20 protein-coding genes and 1 pseudogene are annotated in these 22,768 nt (G+C 43.2%); 18 read left to right on the top strand and 3 right to left on the bottom strand.

Annotated elements, in window-relative coordinates:
- From AACR09_RS23060 to AACR09_RS23050, 3 genes and pseudogenes are all read right to left on the bottom strand, one after another.
- A pseudogene (locus tag AACR09_RS23060) lies at positions 1–733 on the bottom strand (excinuclease ABC subunit UvrA); the annotation flags it as partial.
- Positions 734–979: 246 nt separating this feature from the next.
- Entirely contained in the window at positions 980–1,852 is an 873-nt protein-coding gene (gene galU, locus AACR09_RS23055) for a UTP--glucose-1-phosphate uridylyltransferase GalU (protein ID WP_004735975.1), read from the bottom strand.
- A gap of 157 nt (positions 1,853–2,009) precedes the next feature.
- Positions 2,010–2,657: a LuxR C-terminal-related transcriptional regulator gene (locus tag AACR09_RS23050; protein WP_017078846.1), complete on the bottom strand. Its 648-nt coding sequence runs from the start codon at positions 2,655–2,657 to the stop codon at positions 2,010–2,012.
- Positions 2,658–2,935: 278 nt separating this feature from the next.
- On the opposite strand from AACR09_RS23050, the gene AACR09_RS23045 reads away from it, so the two are divergent.
- The 18 genes from AACR09_RS23045 (at position 2,936) to AACR09_RS22960 (ending at position 22,628) form a co-directional block, all read left to right on the top strand.
- A complete protein-coding gene (locus AACR09_RS23045) occupies positions 2,936–3,502 on the top strand; it encodes a single-stranded DNA-binding protein (RefSeq protein WP_017078845.1) in 567 nt (188 codons plus the stop codon).
- A gap of 161 nt (positions 3,503–3,663) precedes the next feature.
- Positions 3,664–5,679 carry an RNase E specificity factor CsrD gene (csrD, locus tag AACR09_RS23040; RefSeq protein WP_193835763.1) on the top strand — a complete coding sequence of 672 codons (2,016 nt, stop codon included), beginning with the start codon at positions 3,664–3,666 and terminating at the stop codon, positions 5,677–5,679.
- A 2-nt stretch (positions 5,680–5,681) separates the two neighbouring features.
- Positions 5,682–7,124 carry an MSHA biogenesis protein MshI gene (locus tag AACR09_RS23035; RefSeq protein WP_193835762.1) on the top strand — a complete coding sequence of 481 codons (1,443 nt, stop codon included), beginning with the start codon at positions 5,682–5,684 and terminating at the stop codon, positions 7,122–7,124.
- Positions 7,124–7,771: a type 4a pilus biogenesis protein PilO gene (pilO, locus tag AACR09_RS23030; RefSeq protein ID WP_017092364.1), complete on the top strand. Its 648-nt coding sequence runs from the start codon at positions 7,124–7,126 to the stop codon at positions 7,769–7,771. The genes AACR09_RS23035 and pilO overlap by 1 nt, the downstream gene beginning before the upstream one ends.
- Entirely contained in the window at positions 7,764–8,096 is a 333-nt protein-coding gene (locus AACR09_RS23025; protein WP_004735948.1) for a hypothetical protein, read from the top strand. Before pilO ends, AACR09_RS23025 begins: the two co-directional genes overlap by 8 nt.
- Positions 8,097–8,111: 15 nt before the next feature.
- Positions 8,112–9,749 carry a pilus (MSHA type) biogenesis protein MshL gene (gene mshL / locus AACR09_RS23020; protein ID WP_017078840.1) on the top strand — a complete coding sequence of 546 codons (1,638 nt, stop codon included), beginning with the start codon at positions 8,112–8,114 and terminating at the stop codon, positions 9,747–9,749.
- 52 nt (positions 9,750–9,801) lie between these two features.
- The gene (locus AACR09_RS23015) at positions 9,802–10,641 is read left to right on the top strand and encodes an ExeA family protein (protein WP_017080856.1); all 840 of its coding nucleotides are present in this window, start codon (positions 9,802–9,804) and stop codon (positions 10,639–10,641) included.
- A 2-nt stretch (positions 10,642–10,643) separates the two neighbouring features.
- Positions 10,644–11,789, top strand: a complete 1,146-nt coding sequence (locus tag AACR09_RS23010) for a tetratricopeptide repeat protein (protein WP_193835761.1) — start codon at positions 10,644–10,646, stop codon at positions 11,787–11,789.
- Positions 11,779–13,503, top strand: coding sequence for a GspE/PulE family protein (locus tag AACR09_RS23005; RefSeq protein WP_076645615.1), 1,725 nt, complete (start codon positions 11,779–11,781; stop codon positions 13,501–13,503). The genes AACR09_RS23010 and AACR09_RS23005 overlap by 11 nt, the downstream gene beginning before the upstream one ends.
- A gap of 12 nt (positions 13,504–13,515) precedes the next feature.
- Entirely contained in the window at positions 13,516–14,739 is a 1,224-nt protein-coding gene (locus tag AACR09_RS23000; RefSeq protein WP_193835760.1) for a type II secretion system F family protein, read from the top strand.
- Positions 14,740–14,742: 3 nt separating this feature from the next.
- Positions 14,743–15,198: an MSHA biogenesis protein MshF gene (locus tag AACR09_RS22995; RefSeq protein ID WP_102571777.1), complete on the top strand. Its 456-nt coding sequence runs from the start codon at positions 14,743–14,745 to the stop codon at positions 15,196–15,198.
- 79 nt (positions 15,199–15,277) lie between these two features.
- A complete protein-coding gene (locus AACR09_RS22990; RefSeq protein WP_193835759.1) occupies positions 15,278–15,853 on the top strand; it encodes a prepilin-type N-terminal cleavage/methylation domain-containing protein in 576 nt (191 codons plus the stop codon).
- A gap of 35 nt (positions 15,854–15,888) precedes the next feature.
- Positions 15,889–16,356: a type II secretion system protein gene (locus AACR09_RS22985; RefSeq protein ID WP_193835758.1), complete on the top strand. Its 468-nt coding sequence runs from the start codon at positions 15,889–15,891 to the stop codon at positions 16,354–16,356.
- A gap of 142 nt (positions 16,357–16,498) precedes the next feature.
- On the top strand, positions 16,499–16,990 hold the full coding sequence (locus AACR09_RS22980) for a prepilin-type N-terminal cleavage/methylation domain-containing protein (protein ID WP_193835757.1): 492 nt from the start codon (positions 16,499–16,501) through the stop codon (positions 16,988–16,990).
- Positions 16,987–17,556, top strand: coding sequence for a type IV pilus modification PilV family protein (locus AACR09_RS22975; protein WP_193835756.1), 570 nt, complete (start codon positions 16,987–16,989; stop codon positions 17,554–17,556). The genes AACR09_RS22980 and AACR09_RS22975 overlap by 4 nt, the downstream gene beginning before the upstream one ends.
- The gene (locus AACR09_RS22970; RefSeq protein WP_193835755.1) at positions 17,556–18,296 is read left to right on the top strand and encodes a prepilin-type N-terminal cleavage/methylation domain-containing protein; all 741 of its coding nucleotides are present in this window, start codon (positions 17,556–17,558) and stop codon (positions 18,294–18,296) included. The genes AACR09_RS22975 and AACR09_RS22970 overlap by 1 nt, the downstream gene beginning before the upstream one ends.
- On the top strand, positions 18,286–18,714 hold the full coding sequence (locus AACR09_RS22965; RefSeq protein WP_193835754.1) for an MSHA biogenesis protein MshP: 429 nt from the start codon (positions 18,286–18,288) through the stop codon (positions 18,712–18,714). Before AACR09_RS22970 ends, AACR09_RS22965 begins: the two co-directional genes overlap by 11 nt.
- Before the next feature lie 2 nt (positions 18,715–18,716).
- Complete coding sequence (locus AACR09_RS22960; protein ID WP_193835753.1) at positions 18,717–22,628, top strand: DUF6701 domain-containing protein; 3,912 nt, start codon at positions 18,717–18,719, stop codon at positions 22,626–22,628.
- Positions 22,629–22,768: the final 140 nt, after the last annotated feature.

Below are 22,768 nucleotides of genomic sequence, written 5' to 3'. Positions count from 1 at the left end.
TCTCTTCTTGCTCTTTATCATCCATCCAACCGACAACAGCGATACCACCAGATAGCTCTAATGTGGTCTCGAACGATTCGGCTAAACGTTGTTGAAGATCAGGACGAACCTTGAATCTGTCTACCACAACTTCAATGGTGTGCTTCTTGTGCAGTTCCAATGTGGGTGGATCGGACAAATCACAAGTCTCGCCATCAATACGAGCTCGGATAAAGCCTTGCGCAGCGAGGTTTTCCAGTGTCTTTACATGCTCACCCTTACGTTCTTTGACGATCGGTGCCATCAGCATCATCTTTGAGCCTTCAGGCAGTTCTAATACCTTGTCGACCATTTGGCTGATGGTTTGCGCTGCGAGGGGGATATTGTGATCAGGGCAGCGTGGCTCGCCGACTCGCGCGTAAAGCAGTCTTAGGTAATCATAGACTTCAGTGATGGTACCGACGGTTGAACGAGGGTTGTGAGAGGTCGATTTTTGTTCTATCGAGATGGCTGGAGATAAACCTTCGATGTGGTCGACATCGGGTTTTTCCATAAGAGATAGAAATTGACGGGCGTAAGCCGACAAAGACTCAACATAACGACGTTGACCTTCCGCATAGAGAGTATCAAACGCAAGTGACGACTTTCCTGAACCTGATAAACCAGTGATAACCGTCAGCTTATCACGGGGTATGGTTAGGTTAATGTCTTTGAGGTTATGCGTACGAGCGCCTCTAATTTCTATTTTATCCATCTCAATAGACCATGTAATTTTAAGTGGCTAAAGTATTACATAGAGTGAGATTTGTGCAAAGTTTTACTGGATAAAAAAACAGTAAACAAAAAAGGGCGACTCTTTTGAGTCACCCTTGGAATCATTTAATGTGCTGTTAACCAACCGCTAATTGCTGTTAACTCAATAGCTAAATAGCTAAATAGCTAAATAGCTAAATAGCTAAGCCGATCAATAGCTAAACAGCGAGTAAGCCAAAATTAGCGATTAAGCTTCTTTTGTTGTTGAGTGCTTACCTAGCTCGATTTGTTGCTGGTCTTTTTTGTATAGGTTCTCAAAGCAGTAATTTGTTGCTTCGATGTAGCCTTCAACACTACCGCAGTCAAAACGTTGACCTTTAAATTTGTAAGCCAATACACAACCTGCTTTTGCTTGTTTTAGCAATGCATCAGTGATTTGGATTTCGCCGCCTTTGCCTGGTTCAGTCTGCTCGATAAGCTCAAAGATATCTGGAGTCAGAATGTAACGGCCAATGATTGCTAGGTTGCTTGGCGCAGTGCCTGGTTCTGGTTTTTCTACCATGTCATCAACACGGAAAAGGTCATCTTTAATCATTTCGCCAGAGATAACACCGTACTTGTGTGTTTCGTTTTCAGGTACTTCCTGTACAGCAACGATTGAGCAACGGAACTGTTTGTATAGCGCAACCATTTGAGCCAGTACGCCTTGCTGTTCGTTAACACAAAGGTCATCAGCAAGTACTACTGCAAAAGGTTCATCACCCACAAGCTCGCGACCCGTCAAGATAGCGTGGCCAAGGCCTTTCATTTCACGTTGACGAATGTACGTGAAGTTTGCTGCTTCAATCGTCTCTCGGATATTGATCAGCAAATCTTCTTTATTGGTGCCGCTGATCTGGTGCTCAAGCTCGTAGTTCTTATCAAAGTGGTCCATCAATGAATGCTTACCACGGCCAGTCACGATGCACATGCCATCCATACCGGCTTCAATTGCTTCTTCAACGCCGTATTCAATCAGAGGTTTGTTGACGACAGGCATCATTTCTTTCGGCATTGACTTAGTTGCTGGTAAGAAGCGAGTACCGTAGCCAGCTGCCGGGAAAAGGCACTTTTTGATCATGATAAGACCCTTTATCTATAATAATTATGGATTCAACCTGAGTGGTTGATATTTCTGAGGGCAACTCTAGCATAAGTTATGTCGAAAATTCAGCAACAATCCGTATGGTTCACTAGAGTTTTCCTCAAAATTATCGTCAGTTTAAGAGGCTGATCAATTATGCAAGTAAGTTCTGGTTTGCCCATGCAATAGCTTGGACTCTATTCTTAACGGCTAACTTGCGAAATATTTGATAAAGATGAGATTTGACGGTGAATTCGCTAATAAACAAGTCATCGGCTATTTGCGTGTTTGATGAGCCTGATTGAAGGCAGCGAATCACTTGCAGCTCTCTAATGGTTAAGTCGACATTAGTAGGGGTGGTATTGGTGCTCACGATATTTCGATAGTAGAAGAGTAATTGGCTTGCCACTTTTCTAGGTAGCCAGTTGTCTCCATTAATGACCTCTTCAAGCCCCTTCGCTATTTTGGCTTTCTCTTCAGTGTTGTAAAAGAGACCTTTTAATACGCCAAACGTAATCAACTCCGATGTAGGAAGAGCTTTGGGGACGTTGAATAGAATGATCTCATGATTTTTCCACATCACAAGTAGATTTGGATGAAGGTTGATTAATCGAGGCACCTCTTTGTAATCAACCAGTAAAATTCGGTTGCTCTGCTTTCGATCAAATAACATCAAATCGTCCGGTGTCATTTTGTAGAGAATAATAGATAAGTGCTTTTCTATCTCTTTTACATGTAGATAGGTGTCGTTTGGGTCGATGCACAGAAAATGCAAAGTGCGAGCGTATCGAGATTTTCTCATTGAAATTCCTTGTTGAACTGGGATGAGATTTCACGTTGTCATGCATGCTTTCGCTTCTCTAGCGCCTTAATGGTGACTTGCGTTGAATATCAATTATCAAAGTAAATGAGTGGTTTGTAAGTGGAGAAAAAAGCAACATCGCTCTGAATATCATGATTTGTTACGTTTTTATTCTTTGTAGTGAGGCGAGAATAGGAATGCGATTTATCACTGCAGAAAAGCATGCTATTCTTGTGCGCTAAAATTTTCTGAGACTATGAATTTAGACGGAGCAAATCATGGCTAGCCGTGGAGTTAACAAAGTTATATTAGTGGGTAACCTAGGTAATGACCCTGAAATTCGTTACATGCCCAATGGCGGTGCAGTAGCGAACATTACCATTGCAACGTCAGAGTCATGGCGTGATAAAGCAACTGGCGAACAGCGTGAAAAAACAGAATGGCACCGTGTTGCTCTGTTTGGCAAGCTGGCGGAAGTTGCTGGTGAGTACCTACGTAAAGGTTCTCAAGTTTACATTGAAGGTCAACTTCAAACGCGTAAATGGCAAGATCAAAGCGGTCAAGATCGCTACACAACAGAAGTCGTTGTTCAAGGCTTCAACGGTGTAATGCAAATGCTTGGCGGTCGTGCTCAAGGCGGTGCTCCTGCTCAAGGTGGTATGGGTAACAACCAACAGCAAGGTAGTTGGGGTCAGCCACAGCAGCCACAACAGCAGCAACAAGCACAACAACAATACAGTGCTCCAGCTCAACAGCAGCCGAAAGCACCTCAACAAGCTCCTCAGCAGGCTCAACCTCAATATAATGAGCCGCCAATGGATTTTGATGATGACATCCCATTTTAAGCTCTGTTTTTAATATATTATAAAGACAGTATTAAATTGGAAAAAGCCGCGTTTATCGCGGCTTTTTGTTACCTAGAATTCTTAACGCTTTATTTACAACGTCAATTTATAGTATAAGTAGCAATACGGTATAATGTGAGTTGAAAAGGATTTCGTTATTCATGAGATATACCCCGACACTAAAATTGAGCACTCGATTGGTCGCATTTGTCACTGTGATAGTGATCAGTGCGATGTTCATTCTTTTTATTGGTGGCACACTTTCCTTTAAGCGTATCGGACAGGAATATTTAGACCATTATTTGGTTGGTATTGTCGACGTTGTAGATAAAGAGATGGAAGATCCTGACGCCGCGTATTCAATGCAGCGTTGGATGCCTAAGATGTTGCAGGCGAGCAATATTGTTGAGATGAAACTCTCGAACCAGACTGGCATCGTTTATCGTTTCAAAGATACCTCCCCACAAATTGATCCCAACCGTCTTTATGAAAGAAGCTTCATTTTAGAGCGCAATGAAGGTTATCGAATCGAGTTTAAAGCATTGCCTCCTTATATTGGTTATAGCTACTCAATGGAAGCAATGTGGTCAATTACTTTGGCAGTTGCATTGATCCTTTTCTGTCTGGCTCGTGGTGTTCGTTGGTTGAAGGAACAGTTGATGGGTTCTGAGATCTTGGAAGAGCGAGGAAGAATGATCCTCGCAGGGCAAGTTGAGGCTTATGCAAAGGGAGATGAACTTGAATGGCCATACACGGCAAGTGAAGCCTTGGATGTCTTGATCGAAGAGCTGCAAGATGCTCGTCAAGAAAGAAGCCGCTTCGATACCTTTATTCGTACCCATACCTTCCTAGACAAACTCACAGGCACGGCAAACCGAGTCTTATTCGATAACAAGCTTGAATCGGCTTTGCATGAAAGCGGTGCTCGAGGTGGTGTGTTATTGATACGTATCGACGAATGGGAGCAAGTTCGTGATGTTAATGACAAGCAAATCACTGACGGCTTTATTATCGAAGTTGGCGAAGTATTGTCGAATATTGTTCAACGCTATCCTGATGTCATTTTTTCTCGTTATTACGATGCTGATTTTGCCGTATTTATTCCGCATCAAGGGGCTAAAGATATTGGTACCTTGGCGGCTCAGTGTTTAAGACAGTTAGATAAACTAACCCCGCCAGAGCCTTTAGATTCTGATAATTGGTGCCATATTGGCGTAACCATGTATACCGAAGGTGAGCGTCACAGTCAGATCATGGATGAAACGGAAACAGCATTAAAGAGTGCCCAGCTGGAGCGTATTAATAACTGGAGCCGTTACCCTAAGCAGAATACAAATGAGTTGGATAGAGGCAGTGTTCGTTGGAGAACATTATTGGATAAAGCGCTGCTTCCTGAAAATTTAGTAATCTTTGCTCAGCGATGTTATCTTATGCCGGAATCTGGTCAAGCTAATGAATTACATAGAGAAATATTCACTAGAATTCAGGATCCTGATAAAGGTTTATTGAAATCGTCTCGATTTATGCCTGCGGTAGAGCAAGTGGGTTATCAAGCTCAAATGGACCAATCGGTTCTAAAGGTATTGTTGAAATCGCTGAAAGAGTCAACTCAGCCTCTCAACTATTCGGTGAATCTGAATGTTACTCCATTTGCGAATAAACAGCATTTTAAGTGGTTTAGAAGTGAGTTGTTACAACTCTCTGCTCAGCACCGCTCTCAGCTTGCGTTTGAGTTTCCAGAAGGGCACTTGATTGCCCACCTTGATTATATGAGACCGGTGGCAAAGATGCTGCGAGGTTTAGGGTGTAAAGTGGTGGTTGGCCAAGCGGGACGAACCATTGTTAGCACTCACTATATAAAAGACTTAAAGGTCAATTACATTAAGCTTCATCGAAGCTTAATAAAGAAAATCGATCAAAGGCATGAAAACCAACTGTTTGTCCGAAGCTTAATTGGGGCATGCGGTGACTCCCCAACTCAAGTTATTGCCGTTGGAGTCGAGACAAAACAAGAAAAGAACACCTTGATAGAGTTAGGCATTAACGGCTATCAAGGGAGGTATTTCGACGAAGAACAACAAATTATCCCTTTGCCTAATCAAGCTGAAAAGGTCGCGAAAGCGGAATCTGTTGTGAAAGTTGGACGAAGAAATCGATGGCGTAAGAGTAGTAGTTAACAATGAATTTTAAAGCGATTTTAGACAAGATAAAGCCAACGAATAATAAAGGCAGCTCTCAAGTTGTCATGTTAAGCAACGATGCCATTTATATTTCATCGACAGAACAAGAACCTCAAGTAACCAGCATTCCCGTGGTTAATGGGGACTGGGAGAGTGCGCTAAAGAAATCGCTTAGCAGTGAGGCGTTTACCTGTAATAGCCTCCAGCTGATTGTCTGTGCTAATTACTACCAAACCTACCAAATTGATAAACCGGACATTCCAGAGAGTGAATGGTCGGTTGCCTTGCCTTTTTTACTCAAAGATCTTGTCTCTGAAAGAGTGACTGAAATTATCGCGAGTGCAGTCGCGTTACCGACGTCGAATAAGCTGCAAGTGTATGTTCTGCCTAAAAAGCTGTTAGACAAGCTTTTGAATATTGCTAATTCGGTTCAGGTTGAATTAATAGGCGTTGCTCCTGAAGATGAAATCTGGGGTTACAGTGCTGGCGAACTGTCTAATTTCATCCTTTTGCAGCGCAGCGCCAATTCACACTTTAAGCTGGGTGCGTTTGTTGAAAATACTGTTTGCTTTCAAAGAACCATCCGTAGTGTTGTTCCACCTTTAACGGGTGTTGCATCAAGCGCTCTGCAGTTAGATGGCCTTGCTCTAGAACTCCAACGCTCGATTGATTACCTTTCTTCTCAAATTAAAGGTACTCAACTTCATCAGTTGAAAATCTGCTGTGATGAGGAAGATGAGTCTGAGTTACAAGGCGCGTTAAATAACACATTGAGTTCGACAGTTTCTCTGCTCGTTGAAGGTGAGCGTGATAATTCAGAGAGTTTGTTGGTTAAGCTCGCGGCTGAAAAAGAGGCTTTTAATGTCAATCTTTACCCTGAACATCTCAAGCCTAAGAAAGAATATTTTACGCTGACCAATGTTGTTGCGAGTTGGGGGCTCGTTTGTGTACTGCTACTTGGTGGTTACTTTGTAATGCAGTATCAAGCTTCTAATCTAGATAAAGCCCTAACAGCTTTGCAACATGACTCGAACCAGCTTAACAAGCAAGTTAACCAATTGAATAGTAAGTTAACTCAGCACAAACCGTCTCCAGAGAAAGTGGCGGCAGTTGCGCGTCTCAAACGTGAGACTCAGGCTAAAAAAGAGGCTTTGAAGGCGGTAGGACAATACGACGAATCACAACAAGTCGGGTATTCTGGCGTCATGAATTCCTTAGCTAAATTAGGCCGAAATGACATCTCTCTTTCGCACATCTACATGACTCACGATACTTTAGATCTTAGTGGCTTTGCTCGTAACGCAAATGTGGTTCCTAACTGGATTGGTCAGTTTAAAAGTGAGCTTAATTTAGTTGGACGTGCTTTTGAAAAACTAAAAATTGGTCGCAATGATCAGGATGTGGTGACGTTTGAGCTAAGTACTCGCAGGGAGAGTAAATAATGCAGCAGTGGAACCAGCTCAGCGATAAGTTTCTTGCATTAAGTCAGAGAGAAAAATGGCTACTTTTCGTGTGTGGTTTTGTTGGACTATTCATGTTGTTGTTCACCTTGTTGGTTGAGCCTGCGTATCTCGATTTACAGGCTAAAAATGCAAAGACGATGAATCTGACTCAGGCAAACCAGAGACAGCAAGGTGAGTTGCTCGTTCTTCAAGCTAAGTTAAACAAAGACCCAGACAAAGACATTAATCGAGAGTACAAAAAACTGCTGGTGGAGAGCCAAGATCTGTCACTTCAGCTTTCCCAGATTGTCGATGGACTGATCACGCCTTCTCAAATGTCTCAGTTATTGGAAAGTGTTCTTAATGCCGGAAATGGACTTAAGCTCGAATCGCTAGAGTCGTTAAAACCAGAAGCAATTTCGAATAATCAAGAGACCAGTGAATATTCAGGCTACTTTCTTCACCCTGTAAGAATGGAATTAACGGGCAGTTACTTTGATATTTCCGCTTATCTTCAAGCGCTTGAGTCTCTTCCTGTCAGTTATTACTGGCGCACATTTCAGTATTCGGTCGAAGAATATCCTAAAGCTCGACTGGTGTTTGAGGTTTACACACTAGGTACCAGACAGGAGTTTATCGGTGGTTAGAACTCTTTTGTTGTCATTACTTTTTAGTAGCCAAATGGCTTGGGCCGAACAGGACCCTACAGCGCCATTAGGTTGGTTGACGCCACAACAAAAAACAACGTCAGCTAAAAAGGCGCCAACTCGTTATCGCTTACCTTCTCTAGAAAGTATTGTGTGCAAAGGCGATACACCTTGCTATGCCATTATGAATGGTCAGATTCTCGGTCAAGGAGAAACGATCAGAGGGTACCGAGTTAAGAACATAGATCCAGAATACGTCACTCTGCAGAGAAGCTCTAAGCAGTGGAAATTAGAGATGTTCTCTTTAGATGTTAAGAATAATTAAGGTTAGAGTGAAGACATGCGTAAACTTGTAGTAGCAATCCTAGTGTCATCTTTAGTCGGCTGTTCGATGGGGCATCGAGATCCCGTTGAGATCAAAGAGTCTTTAAACGAATCGATTAATGAAGCGAATAGCAAAGCGCTTCGTGATCTTCCTTCGTCGGTACAAGATGACCTGATGCCTCAGCTTAATTCTGATGCCATGTCTCCGGGTATGGAAACCGTTAAGCGTTTTCGTATTCAAGCTAAAGGTGTTGAAGCGAGAACCTTTTTTGCTAGCTTGGTAAAAGGCACTGAATACAGCGCGGCTATTCACCCTGGAGTGTCTGGAAACCTTACTCTTAATTTAACTGACGTGACGTTAGATGAAGTGTTGGCTGTTGCTCAGGATATGTATGGCTACGATATAGAAAAACGTGGCAAAGTTATTCAGATTTACCCTGCTGGTCTGCGCACGGTTACGATCCCGGTTGATTACTTACAAGTGAAGCGTTCAGGTCGCTCATTGACGACCATCACCACAGGCACGATCTCTAACTCAGATTCGAATTCATCGAGCTCTTCAAGCTCGAACTCAAACTCGTCAAATTCATCCAACTCTTCTAACTCATCGAATTCGACATCGAATGGTGGAACAGAGATTGAAACGACCTCTGAAAGTGATTTCTGGCCACAGCTTGAAGCGGCAGTTGCTCACCTCATTGGTTCTGGTGATGGGCAAAGCGTAGTGGTAACCCCGCAAGCCAGTGTGATTACGGTTCGTGCTTACCCTGACGAAATTCGTGAGGTTCGAGAGTTCTTAGGTATTTCTCAGAAGCGTTTGCAACGTCAAGTTATCTTAGAAGCCAAGATCATGGAAGTCACTTTGAGTGATGGTTACCAACAGGGAATTAGCTGGTCGAATTTGTCTAAGTCGATTGGCAGCGGTGGCGTTGTAATTGATCGTCCGGCAAGTACTTTACCGCCGTTAGATGCAATCAGCTCTTTGTTAGGCGGACAAACTAACGTAACGATTTCAGATGGCAGCTTTGAAGCAGTTTTGAGCTTTATGGACACTCAAGGTGACCTTAATGTTCTATCGAGCCCGCGAGTCACGGCGGCAAATAATCAGAAAGCGGTTATTAAAGTGGGTACCGACGAATACTACGTAACAGATTTATCAAGTTCGGTCGGTAGTGGTGATGACGCGAATGTCGCACCTGAGGTTGAATTAACTCCGTTCTTCTCTGGTATCTCTTTAGATGTGACCCCTCAGATAGACGATAAAGGTAGTGTGTTCTTACATGTTCACCCAGCCGTTATTGAAGTAGAGGAAGAAGTGAAAGAGCTCAACCTAGGTTCCACGACGGGCTTGGTGCAACTTCCTTTGGCGAAAAGTTCTATTCGTGAGTCTGATTCAGTGATTCGAGCCAAAGATGGAGATGTTGTGGTGATTGGTGGGTTAATGAAATCAAATACCAGTGATGTGACCTCTAAAGTCCCATTCCTTGGTGATATCCCAGCACTCGGTCACTTGTTCCGCAACACCAGTCAATTAACTCAAAAAACTGAGCTTGTGATTTTATTGAAACCGACCATTGTAGGCGTCAATACTTGGCAATCTGAGTTGGAGCGTTCTCGAGACCTTTTACAAGAATGGTTCCCTGATGAAGAGTAGCGACTCATCTTCTCCATGTAGATTGGCAGTATCTAACTAAGCTAGGTCACTTATGTATCAAGCTCACTTTGGTTTTGAACAACTGCCATTTACCTTAACGCCGAACACCGATTTATTTTATGGTTTAGCGCCTCACTTCGAAGCGATTCAGACGGTGATCTCGGCGTTAGAAATGGGCGAGGGCGTGATTAAGGTCACCGGAGAGGTTGGTACTGGAAAAACCATGGTTTGTCGGATGTTGGTCAATCACCTAAATGATTGTACTGCTCTTATTTACCTGCCAAACCCTGTGCTCTCTGGTGCTGATTTACGCCAAGCTGTTGCTAAAGAGCTGGGTTTGACTATCGATAATGAAGCAACCTTAGTTGATAACATTCAGCATAAGCTCATTGAGTTACACAACTCAGGTTTAAGAGTGGTAGCGATTCTTGATGAGGCTCAAGCTCTATCGGATGAAGCTCTCGAAACATTAAGGTTGTTCGGTAACCTTGAAACTGAAGATAAGAAACTGCTGCAAATTGTTTTATTAGGGCAGCCTGAGTTGGATGCTCGATTAGAGGCTTATCACCTTAGGCAGTTTCGTCAAAGAATCACGTTTAGTTCAACACTGAGGCCGCTGACTCTCGATGAAACGGTGGCGTATATTGATAATCGGATTGTTAAATCTGGTGGTAATCCTGAATTGTTCAGTTTGAATCAAAAAAAGGCGATTTGTCGCTCATCGTTAGGTATTCCAAGATTGATAAATCAACTATGCCATAAGTCTCTTTTGCTCTCGTTCAGTGAAGATAAGAAAAGTATCGACAACCAGCACCTGTTTTCAGCCATGCATGAAACTTACGATGTATGTAAGCCTAAATTTAAAACGCCAATACTGTGGGGTTGGAATTAATTATGAGCGTCATAAATAACGCCTTGTCTGAATTGGCAAAGAAAAAATCAGCGACTTCGATTGAAGCAGCAGTGGTGCCTAAAGTAAAAACACGCTCCCCATTGGTTTGGTTAGTGACAGGTTTCACTCTGAGCTTAGCGATGGGCGGTTGGGCGATATCACAAGGCCCTGCCGTTGAACATTCAATCTCAACTCGAGATGCACAAGTTCAGGTCTCTGTCGTAGAGAGTTCGGGAGAAGTACAGGATGTTGTTACTCAAACACTCTCATCGCCAACCAAGAAATTAGTGACGCTAGATTTAACGCCCCGCTCAGCAGAAAGCACAGTAGCGGCAAATAACGTTCAAGTTAAGCCAACGTCGAGTACTTCTAAAGCAAGAACTCCCGACGTTACGCCTAAACCGTTAAGCACGGCTAAAGCGAGTAACATTGACATTCCAAAGCCGATTTACGTTGCTAGCGTGGCAAAAAAAGATCCGGCTCCTATCTCTAATGAGAAAGAATATTCTGACAGTTCGGCAAATAGCGAAATGTTGATTGAGCAGGTAGAGCTAACACCTGAGCAGTTATCAGTGAATGCACAAGGGCGAGCTCAGAAAGCACTTGATGCGAATGATCTTACTGGTGCTTTGAAAGGTTACACCGAAGCCTTGCGTTACACGCCACGAAATGAAGATGTCCGTCAGAAACTCGCGATTCTCTATTTTGGCAAGGGTGACACTCGTAAAGCCTATGAGTTGTATCAGTCTGGTATCAAGCTCAACATCAACAGTGAAAAACTGCGATTAGGGTTATCTAAACTGCTGGTTAAAGCTAACCAAGCAGAAGCAGCTTTAAGCCCGTTAATCCACCTGCCACCAAATCCTACTCAAGATTATTTAGCTATGCGTGCGGCGTTGAGTCAAAAATCTCAGCAAGAAGACATCGCGCTCGAGAGTTACCAAAAGTTAGTCGAGGTTGATTCAGATAATGCTCGCTGGTGGCTTGGCCTTGCGATTCAACAAGAGCGTCAACTTGATTTTTCTGCTGCAAAAGAGTCGTACCAAGGTGCCTTAACCAGAGTTGGAATCTCATCTCAATCGCAAAACTTTGTGCGTGACCGCTTAAAAATAATCAAAGCTTTAGAGGAGAGTGGCGATGCAAATTAGATTAAGAAAAAGGCTAGGTGATTTGCTCGTCGAAGAGGGAATCATCACTGAGGCCCAAGTTGAACAAGCTCTTTCTGCTCAAAAAAGTACCGGTCGTAAGCTAGGTGATGCGCTGATTGAACTTGGTTTCTTATCAGAACAACAGATGTTGAGTTTCTTGTCTCAGCAACTCGCTATTCCTCTCATTGATTTAAGTCGAGCCGTTGTTGATGTTGAAGCGGTACAGCTTTTACCTGAAGTACATGCTCGTCGTCTTCGTGCATTGGTGATTGGACGCCAAGGCGATACGTTACGTGTCGCCATGAGTGATCCTGCGGACTTGTTTGCTCAGGAATCTTTGCTTGGCCAACTAGGTGACTACGCGCTTGAATTCGTTGTCGCTCAAGAAAGACAATTAGTGGATGGCTTTGATCGCTATTACCGCCGAACCAAAGAAATAGCGTCTTTCGCCGAGCAGCTTCATGCCGAACACCAAGTCAATGACGCCTTTGATTTTGATATTGCAGGTGAAGACAGTGACGAAGTTACGGTCGTTAAGCTGATCAACTCGCTATTTGAAGATGCAATCCAAGTCGGTGCATCTGATATTCATATTGAGCCAGATTCAAACGTATTGCGTCTTCGTCAGCGTATTGATGGCGTGCTGCATGAAACACTGCTGAATGAAGTCAATATTGCTTCTGCACTCGTACTGCGCTTGAAGTTAATGGCAAACCTCGATATCTCAGAGAAGCGTCTTCCTCAAGATGGTCGTTTTAACATTCGAGCCAAAGGTCAGTCTGTTGATATTCGTATGTCGACTATGCCCGTGCAACATGGTGAGTCTGTGGTTATGCGTCTTCTCAACCAATCAGCCGGCCTTCGTAAATTAGAAGCATCAGGAATACCAAGTGATCTGTTGGTTCGACTTCGTCAACAGTTACGCCGCCCACATGGCATGATCTTGGTCACTGGCCCGACGGGTTCAGGTAAAACAACCACCCTTTATGGTGCGCTAAGCGAATTAAACGAGCCGGGCAAAAAGATCATTACTGCGGAAGACCCGGTCGAGTACCGTCTTCCTCGCGTAAACCAAGTTCAGGTAAACCCTAAGATCAATCTCGATTTCTCTACTATCCTCAGAACTTTCCTTCGTCAGGATCCCGATATCATCCTTATTGGTGAGATGCGTGATCACGAAACTGTCGAGATTGGCCTAAGGGCAGCATTAACCGGTCACTTAGTCTTAAGTACGCTGCATACCAATGATGCAGTAGACAGTGCGCTGCGTATGATGGACATGGGTGCTCCCGGTTATTTGGTCGCGAGTGCGGTTCGAGCGGTAGTGGCACAGCGATTAGTTCGTAAAGTGTGTACTGATTGTAAGATTGAGGATGAACTGGATGAGCCTCGCAAGCAATGGTTGAGCGTACGTTTCCCTAATCAAGTGGCTGTGCCATTCATGAAAGGTCGTGGTTGCCAGAACTGTAACCTAACCGGTTATCGCGGGCGTATTGGTGTATTTGAAATGTTGGAGCTAGAGCAAGACATGATGGATGCACTCAGAGCGAATGATGCGGTTGGCTTTGCTCAAACGGCAAGGCGGTCTAAAAACTACAAACCGTTGTTGGCTTCTGCGATGGAACTGGCTTTGCAAGGTGTCGTGAGCCTCGATGAGATCATGCACCTTGGTGAAGGCGATGCCTCCGGTGCAACCGATCCAATTTATCTGTAAGGGTAGACTAGTATGCCAACGTATCGTTATGTAGGTCGTAGTTCTGATGGCAGTCAAGTGACTGGCCAGTTGGATGCGAATAACGAAGATCTTGCTGCTGAAAGCTTGATGAGCAAGGGGATCATTCCTACTTCTATCAAACTGGGGAAAAGTGGTGGTTCAGTGTTAGATATGGACGTATCTAGCTTGTTTTCTCCTAACGTGCCTCTAGAAGTCTTAGTTCTGTTTTGCCGACAGTTATACAGCCTCACTAAAGCGGGTGTTCCCTTATTGAGGTCGATGAAAGGCCTCACCCAAAACTGCGAAAACAAACAGTTGAAAGCGGCTTTAGAAGAAGTGGTTGCGGAATTGACCAATGGTCGTGGACTATCGGCGTCGATGCAGATGCACCCAAAAGTGTTCAGTCCATTATTTGTATCGATGATCGGTGTTGGTGAAAACACAGGTCGTTTAGACCAGGCCTTGTTACAACTGGCTGGATACTACGAACAAGAAGTTGAGACTCGTAAGAGAATCAAGACAGCGATGCGTTATCCAACCTTTGTGATCAGCTTTATTTTGGTCGCGATGTTCATTCTCAATATTAAGGTTATTCCACAGTTCTCTAGTATGTTTGCGCGCTTTGGTGTCGACCTGCCGCTCCCAACTCGTATCTTAATTGGTATGTCGGAGTTCTTTGTAAATTATTGGGGCTTAATGCTCGCCGTTATCTTTGGTCTTATTTTTGCTTTCAAAGCATGGGTTAAGACAGACAAAGGATTGGAAAAGTGGGACAGGTTACGCTTAAAAATACCCGTGATTGGTGGGGTAGTGAATCGAGCGCTACTTTCGCGATTTTCTCGTACTTTTGCCTTGATGCTAAAAGCCGGTGTACCACTGAATCAATCGCTATCGTTGTCTGCGGAAGCGTTGGATAACCGATTCCTTGAATTGAGGGTACAAGCTATGAAAGCCGCAATAGAAGCCGGTAGTACGGTTTCTTCAACAGCGATCAATAGCGAAATTTTCACCCCACTGGTGATACAAATGATTTCGGTGGGTGAAGAAACCGGTCGTATTGATGAGTTGCTGCTTGAGGTGTCCGATTTTTATGATCGAGAAGTCGATTATGACTTAAAGACCTTAACCGCAAGGATCGAACCTATTTTATTGGTGGTTGTGGCTGGTATGGTGCTGATCTTAGCCCTGGGTATTTTCCTACCTATGTGGGGAATGCTGGATGCAATCAAAGGCTAGGGAATGCTAAATAACCTACAACGCTCACGTTTTGTTATTTGGAGTGTCGTTATTCTTTTTCTTATTGTGGGGGTGCTCTCTGCCTTTAAAACGGTAGAAGAAGAAGCGACTAACACGGCATTGATCGTCGCGAGCAAGCGAATTTTAGAGCAAGCAAACCTGTTCAAACAACAGTATTTGTTATCGAGTGCTGAGCAAGACAATGGCTCGGAACATCTTAAAAGTTATAGCCGAACAGGCTGGATAATGCCGATTCAAGGAGATGAGCGAGACTGTCATTATTGGCTTGAGGAATTATACCCTCAAGATAGTATTTTAGGGCTCAGTTCACCGAGTGTTGAAGATAAAAGTGATAACATACAGTTTCATTGTCGTTATCATTATAGTGATAAGTATCAGATAGATATATTACTCAAGAAAGAAAGGTTTAGTGTGAAAGCCAATATTTTGGCTTTGTGAAAATATTGACAGTTTTTGTATGGTTTTATACGTGCGCGAATGTATAATGCGCGTTAATAATTAGATGAGTAGGTAGAAAATGCTTAAGAATCAAAAGGGTTTCTCCCTTGTCGAATTAGTCATCGTCATCGTGGTCGTTGGTTTATTGGCGGTAGCTGCTTTACCCCGCTTCCTCGACGTGACAGATGAGGCTAAAAAATCAAGCATTGAAGGTGTCGCTGGTGGTTTTGCAACCGCCGTTTTGTCGGCACGAGCACAATGGGAAGCTGAAGCTAGACCATCTGAGAAGATTGGTGTTGAAACATACAATACTGTAAATTATGATGGTGTTGATTTTTGGTTAACAAGATCAAAGAACAGTAACAATGTCGATACCGATTTTAGAGACGGCTATCCATGGACTCTGAACAACGATTCGAGCACTGCACCACAAGACATTTCAGATAAAACCTGTTCTGAGTTGATGAAAAACTTGCTGCAAAATCCACCTAAAGTTGGTGCGGTTTCAGCTGTTGCTAGTGGCTCAAATTACAAATATTCAGCGCAAGCGAATTCAGGTGATGCAACGTGTACTTACGTTCAATTAGAAGGTAGTACCGAGCACCAATTTGTTTACGAAATTAAAACTGGTCGTGTGACCGTAACTTTGCAGTAAGTCTGCGTAAAATTAAACATAGAGAGAGCTTAACTATGAAAAGACAAGGCGGTTTCACCCTAATCGAACTAGTGGTTGTAATTGTTATTCTGGGTATTCTTGCTGTAACTGCGGCACCACGTTTCCTAAACCTGCAAGATGATGCAAAAAATGCAACTCTTGAAGGTCTAGCTGGGGCTATTCAAGGTGCTTCAGGTATTATTTACGGTAAGGCTGCAATCGCAGGTATTGAATCTACTTCAGGTCCAGTTAGCACTGGTTTTGGTACTCAAAGTATTCAGACTGTTTTTGGATATCCTGAAGCGTCATCGACAGCAATCTCAGCAATCGTTCAAGGTGTTGGTACTGATGAGGACTTTGAATTTATTAAGACAAGCGGCGCTACATCAGCATTGTTTGGTATTAATGGATACACTACTAACTGTGTTGTATATACCCAAGCAACAGCAGCTAACGTTGAAGCAACAGCAAACATGGTAGAAGACTCAAACTGTGCTCCTTAGCACATCAGTTAAAATTGAGGCCAGCACCTGTGCTGGCCTTTTTTCCATCTGCTACACAAATATCAAAACTATTCATATACATAAGATCGTAAGTTTCGTTATCTTGTATAATCAGTATTCGCTAGGCAGTTAGAGGCTCACTATGGATAGCTGTACCATATCTAAAGGCTTTACTCTGGTAGAGCTGATCATCGTTATCATTATCCTCGGTATTGTTTCCACCTTTGCCGCAAGTCGCTTCGCTGGTACCTCTAGCTATTCTACTTTTACTGCGCAAGAGCAGGCCATCTCCGTTATTCGCCAAATTCAAGTGAACCGAATGCAATCAAACGTTTCTGCTGCTAATGACAGTTTTCGTCTTGCAATTAATAGTAATTGTCTAGGCTCAGTAACTGCTTGCAGTTTGAATCTATCGAATAGTGCTCAAAAATCGCAAGCCGATGCCCGTAGTGATTATGTGAGAGAGTCCGACATCTCATTTTCTCCAGCGAATACTATTATCGACTTTGATCTATTGGGTAACCCTTCGGTGAGCGCTGGGGTTAACATTACGATTAACTCAACCACTTCGAGTAATAGCGCCCAAGTCTGTATTAATTCTCAAGGTTATGTGCGTGAAGGGACGTGCCTATGATTCGCTCACGTGGCTTTACTCTAATTGAAAGCATTGTTGCGATTATCGTATTGGGCATTGCGATGGTCACGATTACCAGCTTTTTGGCACCACAAATTGCAAGCTCGGCCGACCCACACTATCAAAATCGTTCAGTGGCGTTAGGGCAGAGTTTGATGAATCAAATTTTGGCGCGTGGCTTTGACGAACATAGTGATTTTGATGGTGGTCTGGTGCGCTGTGGCGATGCAGGTGCGACCGCTTGTTCTGCTCCGAATGAACTCGGAGTGGATGGTTCAGAGGCAACCCCCGCAGCTTTCAATGATGTTGATGACTATATCGGTTGTTGGTACACCGATACTACGAAGTCAGCGTGTGTCTCATCAACGAAGTACCCGCTCGCTAATATCCTAGACGAAAATATTGAAGACAGTTATGCCAATTTTCGTGTTGAGATTTCGGTGGTGTATGATCAAAACATGGACGGAACTAACGATAATACTATTGGTACGATGAAGCGCGTTGAAGTACAGATCTTTGGTGGTAATAACCGCTACAGCGTGATTGCCTATAAGGGGAACTACTAATGAAGCAACGTGGTTTTACTCTAATAGAAATGATCGTAACCATTGTTGTGGTTGCCGTCATCGGTCTCGCTATCGCAGGTTTTGTTGAATATGGCATGAAAGGGTATGTTGAGACGATTGACCGGCAAAAGGTGCAAGTGAAAGGGCAATTTGTTGTTGAGAAAATGTCGCGAGAAATCAGTCACGCGGTTCCCAACAGTTTTGATTCGAGTATTACCCCTACTTCGGCCTTTGCTCAAAAATGTCTCACCTTTTACGCTATTAAATACTCAGGCTTTTATCACCTTGACGAATCGACGGATGAGCTTGATTTTATTATCGGGCAAGACTCGCCCACGTTAGATGCCGGCGATTACCTCATTATTAATCCCACCACTTATTCTGAATTTGGAGCTGGTTCGAGTAAACGGATTTCAGTCTCAGGTTTAGTTTCCACGAGTAATGTGTTTACCGTTAACTCTGTTAGCCTTAGCAGCCAGTCTATTGCTCAACGCCATTATATTTACGATGAGAGTGCTTCGGTGAGTTACTGTTTAGTGAATGATACCGTTCAGAACCAAGGCCTAATTCAGCGCAATGGAATCACCGTTGCGGATAGCATAAATTATGCTCAAAGTAACTTCCGCTACGAAGAGCCAAGCTTGCAGCGAGGTGGCGTGATTCACATCGATCTAGTGCTTGAGCAAAACAGTGAAGTAAGCGTTTACCAACAAGATGTGCAGGTACTCAATGCGCCATAGAAAATCATCTCAACAAGGCAGTGTTTTGGTCGTCGCAGTATTTGTTATTGTGGTGATGGGCTTCCTCGCGACTTCTTTAGTACAGGTCCAGTGGTCAAATCACGATACATTGACACGTAAGCAGCTTGGAACTCAGGCTTGGCTGCTTGCACACTCCGCGAATGAGTGGGCACTTACTCAAGTTTATCCACTAACGGTTTCGCCTGCGGTTTCAACCAGTGTGAGCACTGGGTGTAGCAACTTAAACTCAAACCAAGTGAGTAGCGGTATGTCGACTATCTGTACCGTCGATGAGTTAACTTGCAGTCAGATCGGAGTATTAGATGGTGTTGGCTTTTTCAAAATTGAATCTACTGCCATTTGTGGTTCAGGTATTAACCAAGTGCAACGAATTCAAGAAGTTTGGGTGAGGGAGTAGTTATGATAAAGCATTTTTCAATATTATTAGTTGCGCTTTTTTTATCTCCATTAGTTCAAGCTAATGTTAATACTAACCCTCAGTTTGAGTTCGGTACGATTCCCGCCGATAAATGTACTATTTCCGGATCAAAAGTAGAGTGTGTAATTGAGTTTGAAAAAAACTATGATTCAGCGCCTTTGGTGTTTGTTATGTCAACGGTTAATGCGACCCGCTCAAACTTTAATAGTAAAACGACAGAATACCCTTCTGATCTCCGTGTTTGGTCTATTTCATCGAGTCAGGCAACGATAAAGCAACTACTTCCGCCCCATGATGCGGCGTGTGTTCGCTTGAAACAGAATAATAAAGGGCAGTGGCGATGTAGCACCAATGCCAGCGATCCTTTAGTGGAGTACGTTGATGCTCCAATGGAAAATATCGATTATTTGGTCATTGAACCTGGCGTACTGGAGTTTGATAGTGGGGCGAAGTTAGTCGCAGGAACAGTTGATTATAACCGTACTTATTCAAATGTTGGTGGTGGGTCTAATAATAGTAAGTTGGTGCAATTCAGTGATTTTGGCTTATCATCCAACTTCAGCTCTTCTCCGGGCGTTTTAGTACAGATTCAAAGCTTGAGCAATATGCAAGGTAGCGCTCCTGTTTGGTTAACCCCAATCGCTCTAAACCCGACAACAAATGCATTTAATCTAGTCCTTGATCGTTCAGAAGTTTCATCTAATGCTCAGCTTAGTAGTAATGAACAAGTTGCTTTTGTCGCAGGGCTAGGAGAAGGGTTTATAAATGGGCAGAAATTTTGGCTTGGCCAAGGGTCAACATCAAATACGCTGAATATCGATGATAGGGTTATCAAACCAATCACAGAAGGTTGTCAGCTTGTACAAGATTTTTCAGCTTCTGGTTTTTCGGGTATCCCTACATTACTCGCGTCAAAGCGTACACGTAATGGTAACAATGGCGGCTGGTTGAGGCGCTGTTCAGTATCGAAAACTGGTGTTGCTTTAATCAACGAAGAAGACATGACTCAAGATTATGAACGTGCGCATGTTGTAGAGCCCTATTCGTACTTTTTATTTGATAAGCCGCCAACGAGTGAAATTTGTCAGTTATTTCCTTCACCAGCTCAAACATGGAAAAATAACGAGAATACTTATATTTTGTTGGATACATCGGAGGGGATAGAAGGAGCGTTAGTATCAAATGGAAAGAGGTATATAGGGTTTCCTCAAAATACGATAACAGGAAATAAGAAGGAGAGCGCTTGTGATAGTACGGAGTGTTATGGTGAAGAAGGATTGTTGGTTAATAAGCAAGAACTAGAAAGCTTCCAATCTCCTGATAATGGACTGGAGACTGTAAATGTATGGCAAGGTGATGCAGAATTTTCTAATAATGAATCAATAGGAAGTTTGAGTGTTGGAAAAGGCTCTGTAACATTTTATAGCGGCACATACTGGGTCGGTAGTTTGGATATTAATAACGCAGGGAGAGTCATTATCCCTGACGGAGAAAAAGTTATTATTCACATAGGAAAAGTGAATTTAAGTAATAATGATTCATTTTTCGGTGAAGAGGGGGATGGGCAACTAGTAGTTTTTATCCACGCATTGCAAAACTCTAATGTTAACTTTGCCAACCGGAGTGAATTTAGAGGTCTTTTATATAGCGAAGTCGATGTCATTATGAGTAACCAGTCAACGGTCTATGGTGCAGTTACTGCTAAGGCTATTAGCCTGAGGAATACTTCTAAGATTATTGCGACTGACAATCATTGTTTTCAACCTTCAGATGACTATGAAATTGATATTTCCCCAGCAACCAATTTAGCTTTGATGTGTGGCGACGATTCCCCCCAATTTACCATTAATACCTCCAATAATGGTGTGGCTGAAAGTCTAGCCGTTACCGTAGGTATTGCGCCAGATGCTGATGAATTCGAAGTTTCTGTTCTGCAGGGTTCAGGTACTTACCCTAATTATTTTTCAAATGACGATGGTGAGTTAACTTTAAAATTCGTCGCTAAAGAGACTGCCAATATCGATTTTGACTCTGATTATAAACTAACTGCAACGCTAGTGGATGATTCAGGTAAAGAGGTTGAAAGTCAGTTTAAGTTCGTACCATTTAAATTCTCTTTAGTGGATGGCAATACTCCAACCAATCGTCTTAACGTTATTGCGGGACAGGCGACACCGACAGTAACTAAAGTTTTAGCATGCGATTCTGGTGACTCAATTGTTGTTGCTGAAAACTATGTAGGTGAAGCTGATGATGAAATTACTATTTCCCACGAGCTTGATAGTTCTTGGAGTGGTTCCTATGGTTCTTTGGTTTATTTACCTGAGTTTGAAGAAGGCAGCGCCTCAACAGACTTAACTATCTCTGAATCAGGCCTTTTCAATGTTACTTTAAAAGACAGCAGTTTTGATTGTACAGGTTTCGCAGGTTGCCCCGAGGATGGGAGTTACGATGTAGAGGGAAGTTTCTCGGTCTACTCTCGCCCTTGGAAATTTGCGATTTGCACCAACAAGAGCTCCGATGGAAACAGCAACGAGAAAGACTCAGATAGTTTTGCTGCTGCCGGATCTCCATTTGATGTTTATGCCCGCCCGATAAAGCATACCGGCTCATCTTCGGTTTGTACTGATGATAATTTGTTGACGAATAATTACTTTGAGTCGACAGCAAGCGTGAAAGTTACAACAACTTTAGATACCCCTTCAATTACGGATTATCCTGCTGCTGAGCTAGGTGATTTAACCCCTGTTGCTCAACTAACTAAACAAATTTCGCCGAATGATCAGGCGAATAAAGGTTATAAGTTCGAGAGCTTAAAATACTCAGAAGTGGGTAGTTTTAATTTCATCGCAACTGAAACTGGCAGCTTCTACGGAAGTATCCTTGGCGGCTTCTCTGGTAGTAAATCTATTGGCCGCTTTTACCCTAAATACTTTGTGCAAGGTACTCCGGAATGGAATGTCGCCAATCAAAAGGATATCGCATACCTAAGTCAACCTTATGATTCTACAGTTCACCAAGTATATCCAATGGCTTCTGGTGAAGGTGATACGGATAATGTTCTTAATAATTACCGGTTCTTTAATACAGAGTTACAAGCAAAGTTTGGTGTTTTAGATGATAGCAACACTGATAACGGCTTCTTGCTAGATACGGGTTCTGGAACATGGTCAGCTGATCGTAAACATTGGTTGCTTAATGACAATGCAGCTGAGCTTCAACGAGTTGTGGATTCAGATGATGTTAGCCGCAGAGACACACCGTTTAATACGTCAGATGCTAACTCGACAACTACAAACTTTGGTTTAACGATCGAGGGAACAGATCCTGTGTCATTTACTGATTCTGATACTTTAACAAATTCTGCGGTATTCCCAGTCCAACCTCCGGCCCGTTATGGTCGAATGACGCTTGATGATATTGGTGGTAATTCTGGTACTACTCTAACTATTCCACTTCGTGCTGAGTTTTGGGATGGCAGTGACTTTGTTGTGAATGACGATGATGATCGCAGCACCTTTAATGGTTCAAATTTCTGTAAGCAAGTCATTTGGACCAGTAATGCAGTCAAAACTACACTAGCTTCACTCAATGGCAGTGGAAGTGTTGATGATGGAGAGGAAAACGTCACAGCAAATCAAAATACGCTAACAGGTACAGATTCGCCACGTGAGCAAGTCCGTCTGTGGTTAAGAATGGATGACTCTGCACCAACGGCTAAAACTGGTGAAACCCCTGTTGCATGCTCAGGCAGCGATCAAGATCAGCCATGGCTGCGCTACAACTGGCGCCAACTAGGTGATGAAGATCCCTCCACCGTTGTCACATTCGGTATCTACCGCGGTAACGATCGAGTGATCTACCGAGGTGAAAGTGGGTTAACAGGTCAGTAAAAATATAATTTTTGCCCCTTAAGTTAGGAATCTGTAAGAAATTGCGGGTTTCAGTCCATGTTTATACTTCAATGCCTTGCCGTGACAGCAAGGCATTGGTACATTTAGTGCAATTTTTGTCTTCTAATTCTTGCAGGATG

The organism is Vibrio sp. OPT20 (assembly GCF_963889365.1).
In the GTDB taxonomy this organism is placed as follows: domain Bacteria; phylum Pseudomonadota; class Gammaproteobacteria; order Enterobacterales; family Vibrionaceae; genus Vibrio; species Vibrio splendidus.
Note: the sequence above shows the minus strand (reverse complement) of the source record. Positions and strands in the feature narration are given on the sequence as shown.